Source organism: Pseudomonas sichuanensis (genome assembly GCF_024749065.1).
Taxonomy (GTDB): domain Bacteria; phylum Pseudomonadota; class Gammaproteobacteria; order Pseudomonadales; family Pseudomonadaceae; genus Aquipseudomonas; species Aquipseudomonas sichuanensis.
In genome coordinates this window covers 5,438,029-5,460,073 of the sequence record NZ_CP087185.1, presented here as the reverse complement: position 1 = coordinate 5,460,073, position 22,045 = coordinate 5,438,029, and the positions used below count along the sequence as shown (strand labels likewise).

Below are 22,045 nucleotides of genomic sequence, written 5' to 3'. Positions count from 1 at the left end.
CCCACAGATATGACGCACGCCTCACCTTGTGGGAGCTGGCTTGCCAGCGATGAGGCCCGCACAGGCACCGGAAAACTTCAGGGGATCAAACAATGACGACAATCGACACCACACCCAAAACCACCGTCGGCAAGACCAAGTTCTACCAAGGCGAGGGCATGACCGCACCGCTGTTCTGCATCGAACCCGGCATCCCTTGCCAGCACGCCCGCGACCAGGCATCGGAGCTGATGGGCTGTGTGCGTGACCTGACTATCACCGGGATCATGGAGGAGAAGCCGCAGTTGCTCTGGGCGTCTTACTACCTGAGCGCCTTGGCCAAGGCGCTGATGGATGATGCCGAGCTCGGCATGAAGCACTGAAGTTTGTGTTGCCGGTGCAGGCCTCTTCGCGGGTAAACCCGCTCCCACAGTTTCACTTTTGCCTCAGGGTCTGCGTTGCGCCTGTGGGAGCGGCGGTTCGCCGCTGCGATTTACCCGCGAAGAGGCCAGTAAGATTGCAATAAAAAGTAGAGCCTGAGCTCTCCTTATCTTTTATCCAAGTAAAGCAATGGAAGCCAAGCATAAGGAAGTTTTCCTACGCTGATCGGATGTATTTATTACTTTGCTGTAATACCGCTCTGGCAAGTTACTCAGACTTGGGCGCGCTGCACTTTTTAGTTGAAGCGTATTGAATGGCGTTTGGAAAATGTTTGCTGAGTAAGACAAATGCCTGATGAAAAATTCGCCCATAACATGCGCCCGGCTGGGTATTTCGTGGTTTCTCCCAAAAAGCTGGCCTTGATGAGCTTCTTCAGCCTGGGTCTTTATTGGTGGTTTTGTTTCCATCGACACTGGGTCCATCAGCGTTGCGCAACAGGCGATCGAATATGGCCGTTGGCCAGGGCATTCTTCCTTATTTTTTATCTCTATCCATTGATCAGGCGGCTCGATCGAGATCTGGTTCGCGCTGGTCTGGGGCGGCGTTGGTCTCCTGCTGCATTGTTCCTGCTCTATCTGGCCGTGATGATATGTCAGATCGGCTCAGGGCTAATGGTTGATGCCATTGATCCACTCTGGTTTCTACCGTTCGCCATTGGGGCGTATGCACTGTTGATATGGGTAGAGGTCAAGCTCCAGCAGGCTGCCAATCTGCTAGCGGGGGACCCGCAGGGCGCTCAGAACTCCCGTATGTCGTGGGCAAACTGGATCTGGATGACGCCTGGCTTGTTGCTATGGGGGGTTGTTGTCCTGTCCATTACTGTGTCCCTCTCGCTGACTTTGCTGCTGGCAGTCATCAGCTGGTTTCAGTAATCGGGAGAGCTGACGTTGCCCGCCAAGAGGCCTGTCCAGCGCCCATAAAAAAGGAGAGCCGAAGCTCTCCTTTTTCATTCACCCCATCAGCATCAACCGATGGTCATCAGGCTGGCGTTACCCCCCGCCGCAGCGGTGTTCACACTCACCGCCCGCTCGATCACCAGGCGCTCCAGGGCAATCTGGTGATCGCCGCTCGACAGCCCATGCACCCCAACGATCGCACCAGCACGCTTGGCCACCTGCTCGCAGATGCCGCGCAGCTGGTCCGAGTGGCCGTGGTGGATCACCGCGTCGAATGCCACGTCGTCGTTGTTCCAGTCGGCTACCAGCTTGATCTTCGCTTGCAGCTCCTTCGGCAGACGGCCGCGCACGGTCTTGGCCGGCTCGCCGTCCTGGAACACCGCCGAGCTACCCACCGCCAGCACCGCCGCGAACTGCGCCAGCAGGTCGGCTTCGTTGTCGGCCAGGCACAGCACGTGCTCACGGGGCTGCACGCTGTAGCTGTTGCGCTCGCCGGTCGGGCCGGGCAATACGCGGGTGATGCCGCTCTGCGACTGTCCGGCGAACTGCTCGCACAGCGCGGCCAGGTCGCTCAGCTGGCTGCCGGCCGCCCAGCTCTTGAGCGTGTTCAGCGGCTTGATCTGCTGGTCGCGCAGGGTGGTGTCGGCCGGGCTGCGGGCATCGTCGGCCTGGAAGTGGCGGGCGATGGCGTCGGCCGGGCGGGTCGACAGCAGGCGGTACAGGTACAGCGGGCCGCCGGCCTTCGGGCCGGTGCCGGACAGGCCTTCACCGCCGAATGGCTGCACGCCGACCACGGCACCGACGATGTTGCGGTTGACGTACATGTTGCCGGCATTGACGTTACCCACCACCTTGGCGATGGTCTCGTCGATGCGGGTGTGCACGCCCAGAGTCAGGCCGTAACCGGAGGCGTTGATCTGCTCGATCAGCTGGTCCAGGTCCTTGCGGTTGTAGCGCACCACGTGCAGCACCGGGCCGAAGATCTCGCGCTGCAGCTCGTCGAAGCTTTCCAGCTCGATCAGGGTCGGCATCACGAAGGTGCCGCGCTTGACCTCTTCACCTTCGGCGATGGCCACCTGGTACACGGTGCGGCCTTTGTCGCGCATGCCCTGGATGTGCTTCTCGATACCGGCCTTGGCTTCGGCGTCGATCACCGGGCCGATGTCCACGGACAGGCGCTCGGGGTTGCCCAGGCGGCTTTCGGCCATGGCGCCCTTGAGCATCTCGATCACGCGGTCGGCGGAGTCTTCCTGCAGGCACAGCACGCGCAGGGCCGAGCAACGCTGACCGGCGCTGTCGAAGGCCGAGGACACCACATCGATCACCACCTGCTCGGTGAGGGCCGAGGAGTCGACGATCATGGCGTTCTGGCCGCCGGTTTCGGCGATCAGTGGGATCGGGCGGCCCTGGTTGTCCAGGCGGCCGGCGATGTTGCGTTGCAGCAGGCGGGCGACTTCGGTGGAACCGGTGAACATCACGCCTTTGACGCGTTCGTCACCGACCAGGCCGGCACCGACGGTTTCGCCCTGGCCTGGCAGCAGTTGCAGCACGCCTTCGGGGATGCCGGCTTCCAGCAGCAGGCGCACGGCCTGGGCGGCGACCAGCGGGGTCTGTTCGGCGGGCTTGGCCAGTACCGGGTTGCCGGCGGCCAGTGCTGCGGCCACCTGGCCGGAGAAAATCGCCAGCGGGAAGTTCCACGGGCTGATGCACACCACCGGGCCCAGCGGGCGGCAGTTGTCGTTGCGCAAGTCGTTGCGTGCCTGCACCGCGTAGTAGCGCAGGAAGTCCACGGCTTCGCGCACTTCGGCGATGGCGTTGGCGAAGGTCTTGCCAGCTTCGCGCACCAGCAGGCCCATCAGCGGCTGGATGTCGGCTTCCATCAGGTCGGCGGCGCGTTCCAGGATCGCGGCACGCTCGGCTGGCGGGGTGGCCTGCCAGATCGGTGCGGCGTTCAGCGCGCACTGGATGGCGTTGTCGACGTCGGCAACGGTGGCTTCCTGCACGTGGCCGACCACATCGCGGTGATCCGCTGGGTTGAGCACCGCCACGGCGGCTTGCTCGCTGGCGGCGCAGGCCAGCAGCGGGGCGGCTTTCCAGTCGTTGTGGGCGGTGGCCAGCAGGGCGCAGGACAGCGACGCCAGGCGGTGTTCGTTGGCCATGTCGATACCGGCCGAGTTGGCCCGCTCGCTGCCATAGAGCGCACGCGGCATCGGGATGCGCGGGTGCGGCAGGCCGATGCTGCCTTCCTGGGTGCCCATGCGCTCGATGCTGGCGACCGGGTCGGCGACCAGTTCCTGGATCGAGATCGAGTGGTCGGCGATGCGGTTGACGAACGAGGTGTTGGCGCCGTTTTCCAGCAGGCGGCGTACCAGGTAGGCCAGCAGGGTTTCGTGGGTGCCGACCGGTGCATACACGCGGCACGGACGGTTCAGCTTGCCTTCGGAGACCTTGCCTACAACCTGCTCGTACAGTGGCTCGCCCATGCCGTGCAGGCACTGGAACTCGTACTGGCCCGGGTAGTAGTTCTGCCCGGCGATGGTGTAGATGGCCGACAGGGTGTGGGCGTTGTGGGTGGCGAACTGCGGGTAGATGGCTTCCGGCACGGCCAGCAGCTTGCGGGCGCAGGCGACGTAGGAAACGTCGGTGTACACCTTGCGGGTGTAGACCGGGTAGCCTTCCAGGCCTTCGACCTGGGCGCGCTTGATCTCGCTGTCCCAGTACGCGCCTTTTACCAGGCGGATCATCAGGCGGTGGCGGCTGCGCTTGGCCAGGTCGATGACGTAGTCGATCACATACGGGCAGCGCTTCTGGTAGGCCTGGATAACGAAGCCGATGCCGTTCCAGCCGGCCAGCGACGGCTCGAAGCACAGGCGCTCGAGCAGGTCCAGCGACAGCTCCAGGCGGTCGGCCTCTTCGGCGTCGATGTTCAGGCCGATGTCGTACTGCTTGGCCAGCAGGGTCAGCGACAGCAGGCGCGGGTACAGCTCGTTCATCACGCGCTCGTACTGGGCGCGGCTGTAGCGCGGGTGCAGGGCCGACAGCTTGATCGAGATGCCCGGGCCTTCATAGATGCCACGGCCATGGGACGCTTTGCCGATCGAATGGATCGCCTGCTCGTAGGAGGCCAGGTATTTCTGTGCGTCGTGCTCGGTCAGCGCGGCTTCGCCGAGCATGTCATAGCTGTAGCGGAAGCCCTTGGCTTCGAACTTGCTGGCGTTGGCCAGTGCCTCGGCGATGGTTTCGCCGGTGACGAACTGCTCGCCCATCAGGCGCATGGCCATGTCGACGCCCTTGCGGATCATCGGCTCGCCGCTCTTGCCGATGATGCGGGTGAGCGAGGAGGTCAGGCCGGATTCGTTGTGGGTGCTGACCAGCTTGCCGGTCAACAGCAGGCCCCAGGTGGCGGCGTTGACGAACAGCGACGGGCTGTTGCCCAGGTGCGGTTGCCAGTTGCCGGTGCTGATCTTGTCGCGGATCAGCGCGTCGCGGGTGCCTTTGTCGGGGATGCGCAGCAGGGCTTCGGCCAGGCACATCAGTGCCACGCCTTCCTGCGAGGACAGTGAGAACTCCTGCAGTAGGCCCTGGACGATGCCGGCACGCCCGCCAGCGCTCTTCTGGTTGCGTAGCTTGTCGGCCAGGCTGGCGGCCAGCTTGTTGGTGGCTTCGGCCTGGGCGGCCGGCAGGCGCGCCTGCTCCAGCAGCATCGGCACTACTTCCGGCTCAGGGCGGCGGTAGGCGGCGGTGATCGCCGAGCGCAGCACCGATTGCGGCAGGATGCTTTCGGCGAACTCCAGGAAGCACTGGTGGGCGTGGTCGGTCGGCGCTTCGCCGGCCTCGTCGCCAAGGTTGACGGCGTGGCCGTTGAGGTCGTTCAGGGTGGCGCCACCCTCGAGCTTCTCGAGATAGTTGAAGATCGCTTGCTTGATCAACCAGTGCGGCGTGCGGTCGATGGACTGCGCAGCTGCCTTGAGTCGCTCACGGGTCGGGTCGTCAAGTTTGACCCCAAGGGTGGTCGTCGCCATTTCTTATCCTCGTTATTGGCCACGGGTGTGACCTAAGCTGGAGGCAAGATTAGCCTGTAGGACAATTCGGGTGCAACCGGGTGCAACCCGAAATTTTCGGGGCAAAGGTGCAACTCGTCTGAAGGACGTTTCCGTACAGCGGAAAAGGTCTTTTTCGGTGTTTTTTGTTATGGAAAACGTTGTGTTTGCTCCGAAATGGAGCAAAAACACGGTTTTGTCCGAAAATGCAGGATTGGGTGCAACTTGCAAATGAAAAGTGGTTGCACCTCGTTCATGTTGTTGCATAGGATGCGCCGCCTGGGTGCAACCGTCGTCATGCACGGCGGTCGCTGGAGATAAAAACAACGCCAGGGCACAACTCATGGGCAATCCTCTTACCATCACCTTCGTGGTGTACATCGCGGCAATGGTGCTGATCGGCTTCGCCGCCTATCGCTCCACCAAGAACCTTTCCGACTACATCCTCGGTGGCCGCAGCCTTGGTAGCGTGGTAACCGCGCTTTCCGCCGGCGCTTCCGATATGAGCGGCTGGTTGCTGATGGGCCTGCCGGGCGCCATCTACTTCGCCGGCCTCTCCGAAGCCTGGATCGCCATCGGCCTGACCGTCGGCGCCTACCTCAACTGGCTGTTCGTCGCCGGCCGTCTGCGGGTGCAGACCGAGCACAACGGTGATGCGCTGACCCTGCCGGATTACTTCTCGAGCCGCTTCGAAGACCAGAGTGGCGTGCTGCGGATCATCTCCGCCATCGTGATCCTGGTGTTCTTCACCATCTATTGCGCCTCGGGCATCGTCGCCGGCGCCCGCCTGTTCGAAAGCACCTTCGGCATGTCCTACGAAACCGCCCTGTGGGCCGGTGCCGCGGCCACCATCGCCTACACCTTCGTCGGTGGCTTCCTGGCGGTGAGCTGGACCGACACCGTGCAGGCCTCGCTGATGATCTTCGCGCTGATCCTCACGCCGATCATCGTGCTGATCTCCACCGGTGGCTTCGATACCACCTTCCTCGCCATCGAGGCGGTGGACCCGGCGCACTTCGACATGTTCAAGGGCGCTACCTTCATCGGCATCATCTCGCTGATGGGCTGGGGCCTGGGTTACTTCGGCCAGCCACACATCCTGGCGCGCTTCATGGCCGCCGATTCGGTGAAGTCGATCGCCAACGCCCGCCGCATCTCCATGACCTGGATGATCCTGTGCCTGGCCGGCACCTGTGCCGTGGGCTTCTTCGGCATCGCCTACTTCTCGGCGCACCCGGACCTCGCCGGCCCGGTCACCGAGAACCGTGAGCGCGTGTTCATCGAGCTGGCCAAGATCCTGTTCAACCCATGGATCGCCGGTGTGCTGCTGTCGGCCATCCTGGCGGCGGTGATGAGTACCCTGAGCTGCCAGCTGCTGGTGTGCTCCAGCGCCCTGACCGAAGACTTCTACAAGAGCTTCCTGCGCAAGAACGCTTCGCAGCAGGAGCTGGTGTGGGTCGGCCGCCTGATGGTGCTGGCCGTTGCACTGATCGCCATCGCCATGGCTGCCAACCCTGAGAACCGTGTGCTGGGCCTGGTGGCCTACGCCTGGGCTGGCTTCGGTGCCGCCTTCGGTCCGGTGGTGCTGCTGTCGGTACTGTGGAAAGGCATGACCCGCAATGGTGCGCTGGCGGGCATCGTGGTCGGTGCGCTGACCGTGATCCTGTGGAAGCAGCTGGGTACCGATCTGTACGAGATCATTCCGGGCTTCCTGTTCGCCACCATCGCCATCGTCCTGGTGAGCAAGCTGGGCAGCCCGTCGAACAGCATGGTTTCGCGCTTTGAAACCGCTGATGCGCAGTATCACGCCGACAAGTAATACCTGCTGAATCGGCGTTGTCCCTATCGCGGGGCAAGCCCGCTCCCACGCAGCCTCTACAAGTGGCGTGGGAGCGGGCTTGCCCCGCGATGCTTTTTGCGGCCGTCAAGGCAAGGTAAACTTGGCGTCCCCGCAGGAGTCCTCATGAACTATCGTCACGCCTTCCACGCCGGCAACCATGCCGACGTCCTCAAGCACATCGTGCTCACCCGCCTCATCGCCCTGATGTCGCGCAAGGAGCAGCCGTTCGCCTATATCGACACCCACGCCGGCCTTGGTCTGTACGACCTGCAGGGCGATCAGGCGAGCCGTACCGGTGAGTACCTCGAAGGCGTCGCCCGTTTGTGGAATCGCGATGACCTGCCGGCCGTCACCGCCGACTACCTGGGCGTCATCAAGCGCCTGAACAAGAACGGCGAGCTGCGCTACTACCCAGGCTCGCCGGAGCTGGCCCGTCGCCTGATGCGCGAGCAGGACCGTGCGCAGCTCAACGAAAAGCACCCTGAAGACGGCGTGCTGCTCAAAGAGAACATGAAGAAGGACCCGCGCGTCACCGTGCACCTGGGCGAAGGCTGGCACATCCCGCGGGCCCTGCTGCCCGTGCAGGAAAAACGCGCGATCATGCTGATCGACCCGCCATTCGAGCAGGCCGACGAGCTCAAGCGCTGCACCGTGGCGATGAAAGAGGCGATCGGCCGCATGCGCCAGACCGTCGCGGCGATCTGGTACCCGATCAAGGACCAGCGCTCGCTGACCCGCTTCTACCAGGACCTGACCAGCACCGGCGCGCCCAAGCTGCTGCGGGTGGAGCTGTACGTACATCACCAGGACAGCCCGCAGGGCCTGAACGGCTCGGGCCTGGCCATCGCCAACCCGCCGTGGGGGCTGGAGGACGAGCTCAAGGAGCTGCTGCCGTGGCTGGCCAAAGAGCTGGCGCAGACCGCAGGCAGCTACCGCATGGACTGGTTGATCGCCGAGTAACATGGTGTTGCGCCCCTCCGTAGGAGCGGCCTTGTGTCGCGAACGGGGCGCGTAGCGGCCCCAGATTTCATATGCGCCGCTGAAATTGCCGGGGCTGCTGCGCAGCCCTTTCGCGACACAAGGCCGCTCCTACAAGGGGGCGGTGTGTCCCTGATCTTTGCGTTATAATCCCGCCCCTTTAGCCGTCGCCCGCCTGCGTGGCCGGTGGCGCACTTCTACCGATTTGAGAGGCTAACCCCTTGGCACTGACGATTCTTGGCCTGTCCGGCGCCCTTAGCCATGACCCTTCCGCGGCCCTGTACATCGACGGCAAGCTGATTGCCGCCGCCGAAGAAGAGCGCTTCGTGCGTGACAAGCATGCGAAGAACCGCATGCCCTACGAGTCGGCGAAGTTCTGCCTGGAACAGGCCGGCATCAAGCCGTCGGACGTTGATGTAGTGGCCATTCCCTTCGCCCCGATCAGCCTGTTCGGCAAGGCCCGCTGGCACTACGCCAAGCGCTACTGGTACGCCCCGGACCGCGCCCTCGACGCGCTGCTGATGGGTAACCGCCGCTACAAGCGCTACCGCAAGAAGATCGTCTGGTGCCTGGAGCAACTGGGCTTCGACCCGAAGAAGATCAAGATCGAGCCGGTCGAGCACCACCTGGCCCACGCTTCCAGTGCCTACCACTGCTCGGGCTTCAAGGAGAAGACCGCGATCCTCGGGATCGACGGCAAGGGCGAGTACGCCACCACCTTCTTCGGTTATGGCGAGAACGGCAAGATCCACAAGATCAAGGAGTTCTTCGACCCGGATTCGCTGGGTGGCCTGTATGGCGCGATCACCGAGTTCCTCGGTTTCGAGATGCTCGACGGCGAGTTCAAGGTCATGGGCATGGCGCCGTACGGCGACGCCAGCAAGTACGACTTCTCGCGCCTGGCCAGCTTTGAAAACGGCGAACTGGTGATCAACACCGAGTACGCCAACGTCATCGGCCTGCGCCGCTATAAAGAGAAGGGCAAGGGCTTCTACTTCTCGCCCAAGCTGATCGAGTGGCTGGGCCCGAAACGCGAAGGCGACATCGCCGACGAGCCGTACATCCACTACGCGGCGAGCATGCAGGCGCTGTTCGAGAAGCTGGCCCTGCAGATGATCGACCACTACCTGGGCGACACGCTGAAAGAAACCGGCAAGCTGGCCTTCGCCGGTGGCTGCGCGCTGAACGTCAAGCTGAACCAGAAAATCATCGCCCGCCCGGACGTCAAGGAGCTGTTCGTGCAGCCGGCCTCCGGCGACGCCGGTACCGCTGTCGGTGCGGCGGCCTATGTGTCCCACGCCCGTGGCGTGCCGGTCGAGAAGATGGAACACGTCTACCTCGGCCCTGCGTACTCCAATGAAGACGTGATCGCCGCCTGCGCCCGCCACCCGAGCAAGCCTGTCTGGCGCAAGCTCGAGAACATGCCCGAGCAGATCGCCAAGATCATGGTCGACGGCAACCCGGTGGCCTGGTTCCAGGGCCGCATGGAGTTCGGCCCGCGTGCCCTGGGTGGTCGTTCGATCATCGGTTGCCCGAGCGTGCCGGGCGTGGCCGACCGCATCAACCACCAGATCAAGTTCCGCGAGCGCTGGAGGCCTTTCTGCCCGTCGATGCTCGACACCGTCGCGCCGCAGATGATCAAGATCGACCACCCGGCGCCGTTCATGACCTTCACCTTCGAAGTGGCTGAAGAGTGGAAGACCCGCGTGCCGGAAGTGGTCCACGAGGACGGTACCTCCCGTGCCCAGGTGCTCAAGCGCGAGTACAACCCGCGCTACTACGACATGATGAAGGCGCTGGAAAACCTCACCGGCAACGGCGTGTCGCTGAACACCTCGCTCAACCGCCGTGGCGAACCGATGATCTGCTCGCCGACCGATGCCCTGAACATGTTCTTCGGCTCGGACCTGCAGTACCTGATCATGGAAGACATCCTGGTGGTCAAGGACGGCGCGGCGCCTTATGACCAGCCGCTCTGAACCGCGGATCCTGCAGTTCTGCCATGGCTATGACGGGCCGTTCCTCGATTGCGCCCGTCAATACGCCAGCCTGTTCCAGGGCAGCGGCTACAAGGTCACCACCGTGTTCCTCACCGGGGCAGCCAACGCGAAAGTAGCGGCGGGCTGCGCCTCGGACGAGGTGCTGTTCCTGGAGTTCAGCTCCAAGGCCGTGCGCGGCCTGAAGCTGGGCGCCATCGCTGCGCTGCGCAAGATCGCCGCGCAGCGCGACTTCAAGTTCTGCATCGCCCACCGCTTCAAGCCGATCTACGTGGCGTTGCTAGGCACCGGTTTGCCGGTGATCGGTGTGCACCATGCCTTTGGCGACTACCAGCGCAAGGGCCGGCGGCTGTTCGCCAACCTGTTCCGCCGGCGCCTGAGCCTGCTCGGTGTATCGGATGCCGTGCGCGACGACATGCGCCGCTGCCTGGCGCAGTGGCCCGCCGAGCGTATCCAGACCCTCTACAACCGCATCGATGTCGAGGCGCTGCAGGCCAGCCTGGTGCCGCGCACCGAGGCGCGCCGGGCCCTGGGGCTCGACGAGCAGGCCTGGGTGGTCGGCAATGTCGGCCGCCTGCACCCGGACAAGGACCAGGCCACCCTGCTGCGCGGCTTTGCCGAGGCACTGCCGGGGCTGCCGGCCGGAGCGCGCCTGGCGATCCTGGGCAAGGGCCGCCTGGAGTCGAACCTCAAGGCGCTGGCCGCCGAGTTGGGGATTGCCGCGCAGGTCGACTTCCTCGGCCAGGTGCCGGATGCCCGTCGTTATTTCAAGGCGTTCGATGTCTTCGCGTTGAGTTCCGACCATGAGCCGTTCGGCATGGTCCTGCTCGAAGCCATGGTCGCCGGCGTACCGCTGCTGGCCACGGCCTGCGGCGGTGCGCGCGAGGTGGTCGAAGGTGTTGGCGTATTGTTCCCGCTGGGTGATACCGCGCAGCTGGCCCAGGGCCTGAAGCACCTGGCCGGGCTGGACCCGCAGCAGCAGGCTGCCTGTGCGCAGCACATGCTGCAGCGCCTGGGTGAGCGGTTCAGTGATCGGGCGGTACGCGAAACCTTCTGGCAACTGCCGCAAGTCCGTGCACTGGTTGCGGAGGCCTGATGCTCAACTTTATCCAGGGCTGGCGCGAGCGCGGCTGGCAGGTCATCGATGCGGCTGCTTACAACGAGGCCTGGCAGCGTTTTGGCGGCAGTGTCGCCACCCATCCGCGGGTGATCGAGCAGCTGGCCGACCTGGCGCAGATCCCGGTGCGTTACCTCGGTTATCCACAGGGTGGTGAAATCAAGGCCGCCTTGCCGGTGTGGGGGCGTCACCTGGCGCTGTCCAAGGACGTGCTCAAGCGCCATGGCAAGAAGGGCCTGTTCGACCTGGGCAATGCCGAGATCATCCTGCCGGCCGCCGCCGATGCGGCCGCGCCGCTGCGCCATGCCGGGCGCTACCTGTCGGAGCTCAACCAGGGCCGCTTCAGCGGCCTGAAGGCGCAGCCCGAGCAGTTGGCCATGGCCCGCGCGCATGAGGATCTGTCGAAGAAGTTCCGCTACAACCAGCGCCGCGAGCTGCGCCTGCTGGAAGAGGCGGGTGGGCAAGTGCGGCCGATCGCTGACTTCACCTCGGCGCAGATCGCCGCCATGTACTGCGACCTGTTCCAGCGCCGCTGGGGCTTCCCGGCCACCGGTGCGGCGCACATGGCCGAGGTGGTCGAGCGCCTGCGCGAGCTGCTGGTCGGTTCGGTGCTGTTCCTCAACGACGCCCCCATCGCCATTCAACTGGTGTACCGCGTCGAGGCGCCGCAGTGGATCAGCGTGGAGTACGTCAATGGTGGCGTCGACCCTGAGACCAAGGCGTTCAGCCCCGGCAGCGTGCTGAGCTTCCTCAACACCCAGGCCGCCTGGGAGGATGCCAACAGCCGTGGCAAAGCGCTGCGGTTCTCCTTTGGCCGTGCCGACCGTGAGTACAAGGACCGTTGGTGCAACCCTGTGCCGGTGTTCCAGTCGTGAGCCGCAAGCAGCAACTGCTCAAGCGCCATCGGCGCAACAAGCGCCTAGGGCTGCTGGCCGGGCTGGTGCTGCTGGTCGCGCTGGGGCTGTTCAGTTGGTGGTGGCTGCCGCTGTTGCTGCTGCCGCTGCTATGGGCCGCGCATGAGGCGTGGTTCGCCGACCACCTGTTCTATGCCCCCGGTGAAGACTACGCCTACCGTTTCGGCGAGCAGACCCGCGAAGCCGGCGCGACGCTGCAAGGTGATCTGCTGCGCACCGATGCTGCCTTGCAGGGCAATGAGACGCTGATCCTCGAGGTCGGCATCAGCAGCGGCTGGCTTGGGCGCTTCCTCGATCCGCGCGTCGAGCTGCTGGGCGGCACGGGGCGTGATGTGCAGACCTTCGAACGTGGCGCCAACGGCGTGCGTTACCTCAACCTGACCGGCCTGGCCGAGTCGCTGGCGGCGGGCACCTTGCGCCTGCGCGGGCGCCATTGCCGGTTGCAGGGGGCGCCGCGCCTGTGGATAACCCCGGCCATCGAGTTGCGCAAGCGGCGGGTGATGGTGATCGCGCCCCACGCCGACGACGCAGAGCTGGCTGCCTATGGCTTGTACAGCCAGGCCGAGGAAACCTGGGTAGTTACCCTGACTGCTGGCGAGATCGAAGCCGAGCATTACCAGCAGATGGGTATGCAGAAGGCCGAGGCAGCGCGGCTCAAGGGCCGGCTGCGGGCCTGGGACAGTATCGCCGTGCCTCGTTGGGCAGGTGTGCCGGAAGCGCGTTGCGTGCAGCTGGGTTATTTCTGCCTGCAATTGCCCGCAATGCAGGCGGCGCCGGACCAGCCACAAGGTTCGCGTGAAGCGGACATGGCCGATACCCGCCCGTTCCGCTGCTTCAACCCGTTCCCGCTGCCCGCCGATGCCGACGGCGCGCCTACCTGGCACAACCTGCTGGCCGACCTGCGCGCGCTGCTGGAGCTGGCCAGGCCGCAAGTGCTGGTGATGCCGCACCCGACCCTCGACCCGCACCCCGACCATATCTGCGCCCAGGCCGCCGTGCATGAAGCGCTGCAAGGCCTGGCCTGGCAGCCGGAAACCTTGCTGTGCTACGCCAACCACCTGCACGACAACGACCGCTGGCCGATGGGCGACAGCGGTGATGGCGTGGCCTTGCCGCCGCAGATGGAGAGCCGTGAAGCCTGGGCGCCCTGCAGCCTGGTGCTGGACACCGCGACCCAGCGTGACAAAGCCATGGCCCTGGGCATGATGCACGACCTGCAGCCCCCGGCCGCTTTCAAACGCCGTTTGCGCCGCCTGCTGCAACGCTGGCTGGCGGGGCGCCGGCCATCGCCCTATGGCGAGAACGAATTTTTCCGCAAGGCCGTTCGCCGGCACGAGCTGTTCTGGCGCCGCGACCTGTGAGCCTGACCCATGATGACCGCGATAGCGCCGAGCGCCCGAGGAACGCAATGAAAGTCCTATTTCTGGTGCAGAAGGAACAACGGGCGATTCTCGACCGCCTGTATGACGGCGTCGCGGCCCACTGCGACTGCGACCTGCGTTGGGTGAGCGACGAAGACCAGCGCAACCTGCGCCGCTACTTCAAGCGTGAAGTCGACGTCACGCGCTATGACCGCATCGTGTTCTTCCTGCGCTTCAAGCAGGAGATCCGCCAGGTCGCATTCATTCGCAGCATCCCCAACCTGGTGATCCTCGAGCACGACGCCTACCAGAACTACATCCCCTGCAAGTACACCGGCAAGTTCAGCGCGCATTACCGGCAGCTGCCGTGGGCGCGGGTGATCAGCTCCGGTTACATGGTCAGTGAGCGCTTGCGCCAGGAAGGCTTCGACGCCGTGTTCGTGCCCAAGGGCTACGACGAGCAGCTGTTGACCGATCAGGGGCGTGAGCGCGATATCGAACTGGCCTTTGTAGGCAGTACCAACAGCGTTGCCTACAGCGGCCGCAAGGCGCTGCTGGACGAGCTGGGGCAGGTGGAAAACCTGGTGGTGACCCGCACCAAGTCCGGTGAGGACTACTGCAACACCCTCAATCGCATCCGCTTTTTCGTCAGTGCCGATGTCGGCATGGGCGAATACATGATCAAGAACTTCGAGGCTATGGCCTGCGGGTGCGTGCTACTGGCATACGACCAGGGCGAGGAGGAGAATCGTGCTCTGGGCCTGGTCGATATGCACAACGTGGTGCTGTACGACAGCATCCCGGCGCTGCAGGCCAAGTTGCGGCAACTGCGTGACGACCCGGCGCTGGCGGCGCGCATTGCCGGCAACGGGCGCGAACTGGCAACGTCGCGCTTCAGCTTTGCCCAGGTTGGCCGAAGTATTGTCGAACACATGGAGCCCCCTCTGCGGCCGCATCCGCCGCTGACCTTCTGGCAGCGATTGCTGATGCGCATCGGCTGATCGAAGAGCTGGCTGGCCCATCCGTATGACCGTAGGGGCGCGATACCGTTGAATATCGTCAATGTGATGTGGTCGGGTGGTACACCGTTCATGTCCGTACACACTGTCCACCGCCAAGTGCTGGCGCATGCCCCGATGGGGGGGCAGGTCTGCAACTGGCTGTTGCTTGGCGATGGCTTGAGCGGTGGAATCGGCAAAACCCGTAGCTGGCATTTGCAGTCGCGGGTGCTCAAGGGGCGCATGCCCCACCGCCTGGCGTTGTCCTGGGTGCGCTGGCGCATGCTGCGCGCGCTGCGTGAGGCGGCTGCCGATGTGCTGCTGCTGGATGGCGTCGGCGTCGCCCGTCTGCTGCTGCCGCTGTTGCACCGCCTGCCCGGCGTGCAGGTGGCGGTGCTGTTCCATGGTATGACCCGCTTGAATGCCGAGGATGTGCGCCTGTTCTGCCAGTTCCCGGCCGAGCGCCTGCGGGTCGCGGCGGTGTCGGCCACGCTGGCGCGCACGCTTGAGCAGGATCTTGGGCGGCCGGTGCGAACGGTGCGCATCGCCCTTGACCCGCACGCCTTCTGCCAGCAGTTGCTGGGGCGTGAGCAAGCCCGCCAGGCGCTGGGGCTGACGGAGGGAGGGCCGGTGCTGGGCGCGGTGGGGCGGCTGGTGGAGAGCAAAGGCTTTGCGATGCTGATAGAAGCCTTCGCCGAGGCGCGCATGCGTATGCCAGGCGCGCAGTTGGCAATCCTGGGGGATGGCGAGCTGCGTACGCACTTGCAGGCTCGTGCCGAGGCGCTGGGGGTGGCAGACAGCGTGCGTTTCTGCGGCCATCGTGACGATCTGGCGCGGCTGTATCCGGCGTTCGACTGGTTGCTGGTGCCCTCGCGCTCGGAAGGTCTGGGGCTGGTGCTGCAGGAGGCGGTACTGTCCGCAGTACCGGTGATCTGCAGCGACCTACCGGTGTTCCGTGAGCAGTTGGGTGAAGCGGGCTTTTATCTGCCCGTCGGCGACCAGCACTGCTGGGCCGAGGCCATCGCCAACTGCGTCACGCGCGATGGCGCGGCAGTGGCGCGGGAGCAATGGCAGGCGCTGGCGCCCGAGCAGGGCTGGGCGGCGTTCAAGGCCGGCTCGGCAAGCCTGCTGGGGGGCTGAGCATCACTGGCCGATCAAGGCCGCCTGGAACTGTGCGAGGGGGAACTGCTGGTCCAGTTGCTCGCGCTCGATGTACCGCGCCATGTGCTGCACGTTGCGTCGCACCATCCGCGATGACAAGGGCGCGCGCAGGAAGCGCATGTCGGCCACGTCGATCAGCCCCAGCAGCCCTTCGGGGGTCTGCACCACATTGCCCAGGTGCAGCGAGCGGAAGTAGATACCCGAGCGATGCAGGCGCCGGACCAGCTCGATCAGCTGCGGCAACAGGTTGTCCCAACTGAAGCCGGGTTGGCGGGAGAGGCCCAGCAGGGTATCGCCCGGCAGTGGGCGATACAGCACGGCGGTGCGGCCAGGCAGTGGCAGCTTGTAATGGCTGATCACTTCCAGGGTGGGCAAGCCCAGTTGCGCCAGGTGCCGGGCGTTGTCGATGAAGCGCTGCGAGTACGGGCGCAGCAGCGCAGATGAAATCAGACGCTTGCGACGAAAAACCTTGAGGATATTTCCATCTTCAAGCAGGTAGACTTTGGCACCATGGCTATCTGCCTCTAGCACCTTGGCGCCGAGTATCAGCCGATCGAAGTCGGTCTGGGAGAGCCGGGAGCATTGCATGAGTTCTGGCCTTGTCTTCATGGGCAGGCAAAATGACCGGCAATAATGCCGAAAATTATCTGTTAGCACCATGCTGGTGTTTCAGGGTTTCAACGAGGGAACGGGATGTTGTACGAAAAGCGCTGGGCCAAGGCCTGGCTGGGGCTGGGTTTTGTCTGGTTCCTGGCGGCGATCGCACTGGCGCCGAGCAATAAGGTTTATCAACAGGGCCTGGTCCTGTTTCTGTGGTTGCCCACTCTGGGCCTGGCCTGGTCGGCCCGGCAGGTGTTCATCGAGGCTTGGCGCCGCCAGCCGGCATTGTGGCTCGCGCTGCTGGGCTTGTTGGCCTGGAGTGCCGTGACACTGGCCTGGTCCACCGCCGAGGATGTCTCGCGCGAAGGCAAGCGGCTGGTGTACATCCTGCTGTTCCTGATGGCATTCCCTCTGTTGGCGCAGGCGGGTATCGAACGCATCTGGCGTCTGCTGATGCTGGGCGGCGGGCTGCTGGCGCTGGCGGCGCTGATTTCGGTGGTGCGCTTCTACGGCCTGCAGGGCCAGCCACTGGTGACCCGCATCGAGGGTATCGGCGAGATTTCCCACCCGATCCTAGGTGGCTATGTGGTCGCTGCGGCGGCGCTGTGGCTGTTGTACAGCAACCCGCGCCAGCGCGGCCTGCAACTGGCTTGGGCGCTGGCGCTGGCCTGCCTGGGTGCCTTCGTGGTGTTCAGCCAGAGCCGTGGTGCGGCCCTGGCGCTGGTAGCGACGGTGCTCCTGGCACCGCTCTGGCATCGCACTCGCAGCAGCGCCCTGTTCGCACTGTTGGCGGCCCTGGCGACTGCCGTGGCCTTCTACCTGATGTACGGCTTGATCACCCAGCGGGGTTCATCGTACCGGCCGGAGATCTTCCAGGCGGCCGTGCAGATGATCAGCGAACACCCGCTGACCGGCCTCGGCCTGGGCGCCTTCTATCGCGTTCATGCAGTCGGCCTTGAGTTCGATCACACCCACAACATGTTCACCCACGTCGCCGTGGAGTTGGGCCTGCCCGGCATGCTGCTGTGGACGGCGGTCTGGCTGTTCGCCCTGGGCGAGATCGTGCGGGCCCGAGCCACGCTGTTCGGCAAGGTCCTGTTCGGCTTCTGGGTGTTCTCCACCCTGGCCATGCAGTTCGACGCCGCCAGCCTGACTGGCACCCCGCGCGCCGAATGGTTCATCAGCTGGCTGCCGGTGGCGCTGGTGATGTTGTTGCCCTGGGCACATGAACGGCAACAACCCTGTGGTAAAATCGCCGGTTCAACCTGAACAGCGAGCTCGATGATGGCCGAAACACCGCTCCCGGCGGAGAACACCTCCAGCCTGAAGATCTACTTCAGGCTGCTGGGCTACGTGAAACCCTACGTCGGCATTTTCCTGCTGAGTATCGTCGGGTTCGTGATCTTCGCCTCTACCCAGCCGATGCTGGCCGGCATTCTCAAGTACTTCGTCGACGGCCTGAGCAACCCAGAGGCCGTGCTGTTCCCCAATGTGCCCTACCTGCGCGACCTGCAACTGCTGCAGGCTGTGCCGCTGCTGATCATCCTGATCGCGGCCTGGCAGGGCCTGGGTTCGTTCCTGGGCAACTACTTCCTGGCCAAGGTTTCGTTGTGCCTGGTGCACGACCTGCGGGTCGAGTTGTTCAACAAGTTGCTGGTGCTGCCCAACCGCTATTTCGACAACCACAACTCCGGGCACCTGATCTCGCGCATCACCTTCAACGTGACCATGGTCACCGGTGCCGCCACCGATGCGATCAAGGTGGTGATCCGCGAAGGCCTGACCGTGGTCTTCCTGTTCGTCTACCTGTTGTGGATGAACTGGATGCTGACCTTGGTCATGCTCGCCATCCTGCCGGTGATCGCGGTGATGGTAAGTACCGCCAGCAAGAAATTCCGCAAGCAGAGCAAGAAGATCCAGGTGGCCATGGGTGACGTGACCCACGTCGCGTCCGAGACCATCCAGGGCTACCGCGTGGTGCGCAGTTTCGGCGGCGAGGCCTACGAGCAGCAGCGTTTCGACAACGCCAGCCAGAGCAACACCGACAAGCAACTGCGCATGACCAAGACCGGCGCGCTGTACACGCCGATGCTGCAGTTGGTGATCTACACCGCCATGGCTGCGCTGATGTTCCTGGTGCTGTTCCTGCGTGGCGATGCGTCGGCCGGTGACATGGTCGCCTACATTACCGCCGCAGGCCTGTTGCCCAAGCCGATCCGCCAACTTTCCGAGGTCAGCTCGACCATCCAGAAAGGCCTCGCGGGTGCCGAGAGCATCTTCGAGCAGCTCGACGAAGAACCTGAGGTCGATACCGGCACCGTCGAGAAGGAGCGGGTCGAAGGCCGCCTGGAAGTGCGCAACCTCAGCTTCACCTACCCCGGCACCGAGCGCCAGGTGCTCAGCGATATCAGCTTTACTGCCGAGCCTGGGCAGATGATTGCCCTGGTCGGCCGCTCCGGCAGCGGCAAGTCCACGCTGGCGGCGCTGATCCCGCGCTTCTATCACCACAGCGAAGGGCAGATCCTGCTCGATGGCGTGGAGATCGAGGAGTACCGCTTGCGCAACCTGCGCCGGCACGTGTCGCAGGTGACCCAGCACGTCACCCTGTTCAACGACACCGTGGCCAACAACATTGCCTACGGCGACCTGGCCGGCGCGCCGCGCGCAGACATCGAAGCCGCGGCTGCCGATGCCTATGCCAAGGAGTTCGTCGACCAGTTGCCCAAGGGCTTCGACACCGAAGTCGGCGAGAACGGCGTACTGCTCTCCGGCGGCCAGCGCCAGCGCCTGGCGATTGCCCGGGCGCTGCTGAAAAACGCACCGCTGCTGATCCTCGACGAGGCCACCTCGGCCCTGGACACCGAGTCCGAGCGGCATATCCAGGCAGCCCTGGACCATGTGATGCAAGGCCGTACCACCCTGGTGATCGCCCACCGCCTGTCGACCATCGAGAAAGCCGACATGATCCTGGTGATGGACCAGGGGCGGCTGGTGGAGCGTGGTACCCACACCGAGCTGCTGGCGGCCAATGGCTATTATGCCCGCCTGCATGCCATGGGCCTGGATGCGCCGGAAAACGCCGATATCACCTGAAACCTCAAAGATCGGGGCCTGCATGGCCCCGATTGTCACTGCAGTTGTCCACAGTGAAGCTGGCCGTAAAGCCATCCTCGACCCTGTGCTAATATCCTGCCCCTGTTCACTTTTTCATATGGGTTGCCCATGAAGTTGTCCATGCCGCGTTTCGATCAAGCCCCGGTACTGGTGGTCGGCGATGTCATGCTCGACCGCTACTGGCATGGCGGTACTTCACGTATTTCGCCTGAAGCGCCGGTGCCGGTGGTCAAGGTCGATCAGATCGAAGATCGCCCCGGCGGTGCGGCCAACGTCGCGTTGAACATCGCCGCCTTGGGCGCGCCAGCCGCGCTGGTCGGCGTCACCGGCCAGGACGAAGCTGCCGACAGCCTCGCCAACAGCCTGCAGGCCGCCGGTGTGCGCTCGATCTTCCAGCGCATCGCGCACCAGCCGACCATCGTCAAGCTGCGGGTGATGAGCCGTCACCAGCAACTGCTGCGCATCGATTTCGAAGAACCCTTTGCCACCGACGCGCTGTCGCTGGGCGCCGAGGTCGACGGCCTGCTCGAAGGCATCAAGGTGCTGGTGCTCTCCGACTACGGCAAGGGCGCGCTGAAGAACCACCAGGCGTTGATCCAGGCCGCCCGGGCCAAAGGCATTCCGGTGCTGGCCGACCCCAAGGGCAAGGATTTCTCCATCTACCGTGGCGCCAGCTTGATCACGCCCAACCTGAGCGAGTTCGAGGCGATCGTCGGCCGTTGTGCCGACGAGGCCGAACTGGTCGCCAAGGGCCTCACCCTGCTCGACGAGCTCGACCTGGGGGCGCTGCTGGTGACCCGTGGCGAGCACGGCATGACCCTGCTGCGCACCGGTCACCCGGCCTTGCATCTGCCGGCCCGGGCCCGTGAAGTGTTCGATGTCACCGGTGCCGGCGATACCGTGATCTCCACCCTGGCCGCCGCCATCGCTGCCGGTGAAGAGCTGCCCCACGCCGTCGCCTTGGCCAACCTGGCCGCCGGCATCGTGGTGGGCAAGCTCGGTACGGCGGCCATCAGTGCCCCGGAACTGCGCCGGGCCATCCAGCGCGAAGAGGGTTCCGAGCGTGGTGTGCTGGGCCTGGAGCAGTTGCTGCTGGCGATCGACGATGCCCGTGCGCACAACGAGAAGATCGTCTTCACCAATGGCTGCTTCGACATCCTCCATGCCGGCCACGTGACCTACCTGGAGCAAGCGCGCGCCCAAGGCGACAGGCTGATTGTCGCGATCAACGACGATGCCTCGGTCAGTCGTTTGAAAGGCCCGGGACGGCCGATCAACAGCGTCGACCGGCGCATGGCCGTACTGGCCGGGCTGGGTGCGGTGGACTGGGTGATCAGCTTCCCTGAAGACACCCCGGAGAACCTGCTGCGCCAGGTGAAGCCGGATGTGTTGGTCAAGGGCGGCGACTATGGCATCGACCAGGTGGTCGGCGCCGATATCGTCAAGGCCTACGGCGGTACGGTGAAGGTGCTGGGGCTGGTCGAGAACAGCTCGACCACCGCCATCGTCGAGAAGATCCGCAAGCACTGAAACCGGCCCATTGCCGGCACGCCCCCTGTAGGAGCGGCACAAGGCCGCTCCTACAGGGGGCCAGCGCAAGGCAGTTGCTCCCGCGACTATTTGTGCAGTGTTCCCCGCGCTCGCTCGAGCAATTCACGGGCCTTGTCACTGAAACGCTGCAGGTGCGTTTCCGGCCTGCGCTGCTCTGCCAGCCCCTGTTGCTTCAGCCAATCCCGCCAGCGCACCCGCTCATCGCGCACCACCCAACCCTCCTGGCGCGCAAAGCTTTCTGCCAGCCACACCCCACGCGTACTCGCCGGCAGCAGTTGGTCCTTCTTCAGGGTGTAGAGCTCAGGCAGCGGCTGGCCATCCTTCAAGGGCATCAGGTACAGGTCCGGGCGCTTGCGGTTCAGCCGCGCCACCAGTTGATCACCTTCCAGCCGTTCATCGACGTGGAACAGGCTCAGCGGCTTGGCGTCCCTGGGCACCTGCAGGCGCAGGTCATAGATCAACTGCAGCGAGGCCGTCGGCAGGTGCACGTAGGCCCGTGGCCGTTCCAGCAGCATCAGGTTGGCACAGTGCACCGGGCGGGCGGCGCCGGATTCGGGTGAGAGCACGAAGGGTGGCGCTTCGCGGTAGTGCAGGGCGGCGGCATAGGGGGCCGGCAGCCAGGTATCGTTGAAGCGCCCGCCCAGCCAGCCCTCGGGGGTTTCCAGCAGGCATTCCTCGGCCACTTCCTGAATGGCGGTGAGTAGCGGCAGGTTCAACTCGTGGGCGGGCACATAGCCAGAAATCAGTTTGAGCACCACATCGCCGCGGTCCTGGCGGCGCTGGCGCACCAGCACCCAGTAGTCGCGGCCCTGCCAGTTCAGCGTGAGGCGCACCGAGACGCCCAGGTTGGCCAGCTCGACCACGAAGCGTTCGGGGTTGCCCAGCTGGATCGCCTTGCGCCGCTGCAGGGTCTGGGCGAAGTTCAGTGGCATGCCGATGCTCTGGTAGGTCAGGCCGTCGGGGGTGGCCTCGACGTGCAGCGGCAGGGTCTTGAAGTTGCTCGGGTTCTTGCGGATCAGCGTACGCGGCACGAGGCTCCTCCTTGCGTTGGGCCCCCG

Annotated in this window: 16 protein-coding genes; 13 read left to right on the top strand and 3 right to left on the bottom strand. The window is 64.5% G+C overall.

Going from position 1 to position 22,045, the window contains the following annotated elements; genetic code table 11:
* Positions 1 to 92 precede the first annotated feature (92 nt).
* Together LOY51_RS24560 and LOY51_RS24555 are read left to right on the top strand one after the other, a co-directional pair.
* A complete protein-coding gene (locus LOY51_RS24560) occupies positions 93 to 362 on the top strand; it encodes a DUF3077 domain-containing protein (protein ID WP_125860713.1) in 270 nt (89 codons plus the stop codon).
* Positions 363 to 707: 345 nt separating this feature from the next.
* Positions 708 to 1,292, top strand: coding sequence for a hypothetical protein (locus LOY51_RS24555; RefSeq protein ID WP_258643444.1), 585 nt, complete (start codon positions 708 to 710; stop codon positions 1,290 to 1,292).
* Between the two features lie 92 nt (positions 1,293 to 1,384).
* Here the strand turns inward: LOY51_RS24555 and putA are convergent, their stop codons facing one another.
* The gene (putA, locus tag LOY51_RS24550; protein ID WP_258643442.1) at positions 1,385 to 5,338 is read right to left on the bottom strand and encodes a trifunctional transcriptional regulator/proline dehydrogenase/L-glutamate gamma-semialdehyde dehydrogenase; all 3,954 of its coding nucleotides are present in this window, start codon (positions 5,336 to 5,338) and stop codon (positions 1,385 to 1,387) included.
* 361 nt (positions 5,339 to 5,699) lie between these two features.
* Between putA and putP the strand changes: the two genes are divergently transcribed.
* From putP to LOY51_RS24510, 8 genes are all read left to right on the top strand, one after another.
* Complete coding sequence (gene putP / locus LOY51_RS24545; protein ID WP_125465793.1) at positions 5,700 to 7,175, top strand: sodium/proline symporter PutP; 1,476 nt, start codon at positions 5,700 to 5,702, stop codon at positions 7,173 to 7,175.
* A gap of 144 nt (positions 7,176 to 7,319) precedes the next feature.
* Complete coding sequence (locus LOY51_RS24540) at positions 7,320 to 8,156, top strand: 23S rRNA (adenine(2030)-N(6))-methyltransferase RlmJ (RefSeq protein ID WP_125465792.1); 837 nt, start codon at positions 7,320 to 7,322, stop codon at positions 8,154 to 8,156.
* 239 nt (positions 8,157 to 8,395) lie between these two features.
* Positions 8,396 to 10,153 carry a carbamoyltransferase family protein gene (locus LOY51_RS24535; RefSeq protein ID WP_110995804.1) on the top strand — a complete coding sequence of 586 codons (1,758 nt, stop codon included), beginning with the start codon at positions 8,396 to 8,398 and terminating at the stop codon, positions 10,151 to 10,153.
* Positions 10,137 to 11,267, top strand: coding sequence for a glycosyltransferase (locus tag LOY51_RS24530; protein WP_258643438.1), 1,131 nt, complete (start codon positions 10,137 to 10,139; stop codon positions 11,265 to 11,267). The genes LOY51_RS24535 and LOY51_RS24530 overlap by 17 nt, the downstream gene beginning before the upstream one ends.
* Positions 11,267 to 12,163: an antimicrobial resistance protein Mig-14 gene (locus tag LOY51_RS24525; protein WP_125860704.1), complete on the top strand. Its 897-nt coding sequence runs from the start codon at positions 11,267 to 11,269 to the stop codon at positions 12,161 to 12,163. Before LOY51_RS24530 ends, LOY51_RS24525 begins: the two co-directional genes overlap by 1 nt.
* On the top strand, positions 12,160 to 13,563 hold the full coding sequence (locus LOY51_RS24520) for a PIG-L deacetylase family protein (protein ID WP_258643436.1): 1,404 nt from the start codon (positions 12,160 to 12,162) through the stop codon (positions 13,561 to 13,563). Before LOY51_RS24525 ends, LOY51_RS24520 begins: the two co-directional genes overlap by 4 nt.
* A 47-nt stretch (positions 13,564 to 13,610) precedes the next feature.
* Positions 13,611 to 14,564 carry a glycosyltransferase family protein gene (locus LOY51_RS24515; protein WP_258643434.1) on the top strand — a complete coding sequence of 318 codons (954 nt, stop codon included), beginning with the start codon at positions 13,611 to 13,613 and terminating at the stop codon, positions 14,562 to 14,564.
* Between the two features lie 48 nt (positions 14,565 to 14,612).
* Positions 14,613 to 15,701, top strand: a complete 1,089-nt coding sequence (locus LOY51_RS24510) for a glycosyltransferase (protein WP_258643432.1) — start codon at positions 14,613 to 14,615, stop codon at positions 15,699 to 15,701.
* A gap of 3 nt (positions 15,702 to 15,704) precedes the next feature.
* On the opposite strand, the gene LOY51_RS24505 is transcribed toward LOY51_RS24510, so the two are convergent.
* On the bottom strand, positions 15,705 to 16,310 hold the full coding sequence (locus LOY51_RS24505) for a BUD32 family EKC/KEOPS complex subunit (RefSeq protein ID WP_110995810.1): 606 nt from the start codon (positions 16,308 to 16,310) through the stop codon (positions 15,705 to 15,707).
* A gap of 105 nt (positions 16,311 to 16,415) precedes the next feature.
* Here LOY51_RS24505 and LOY51_RS24500 point away from each other — a divergent pair, with 105 nt between their 5' ends.
* The 3 genes from LOY51_RS24500 to hldE all read left to right on the top strand — a co-directional run bounded on the left by LOY51_RS24500 (position 16,416) and on the right by hldE (position 20,966).
* Positions 16,416 to 17,591, top strand: coding sequence for an O-antigen ligase family protein (locus LOY51_RS24500; RefSeq protein ID WP_258643430.1), 1,176 nt, complete (start codon positions 16,416 to 16,418; stop codon positions 17,589 to 17,591).
* Between the two features lie 15 nt (positions 17,592 to 17,606).
* Positions 17,607 to 19,415: a lipid A export permease/ATP-binding protein MsbA gene (gene msbA / locus LOY51_RS24495; protein WP_258643428.1), complete on the top strand. Its 1,809-nt coding sequence runs from the start codon at positions 17,607 to 17,609 to the stop codon at positions 19,413 to 19,415.
* A gap of 129 nt (positions 19,416 to 19,544) precedes the next feature.
* Positions 19,545 to 20,966: a bifunctional D-glycero-beta-D-manno-heptose-7-phosphate kinase/D-glycero-beta-D-manno-heptose 1-phosphate adenylyltransferase HldE gene (gene hldE / locus LOY51_RS24490; protein WP_110995812.1), complete on the top strand. Its 1,422-nt coding sequence runs from the start codon at positions 19,545 to 19,547 to the stop codon at positions 20,964 to 20,966.
* 86 nt (positions 20,967 to 21,052) lie between these two features.
* Here hldE and LOY51_RS24485 read toward each other — a convergent pair whose 3' ends face one another.
* Positions 21,053 to 22,018, bottom strand: coding sequence for a metal ABC transporter ATPase (locus tag LOY51_RS24485; protein WP_258643426.1), 966 nt, complete (start codon positions 22,016 to 22,018; stop codon positions 21,053 to 21,055).
* Positions 22,019 to 22,045 lie beyond the last annotated feature (27 nt).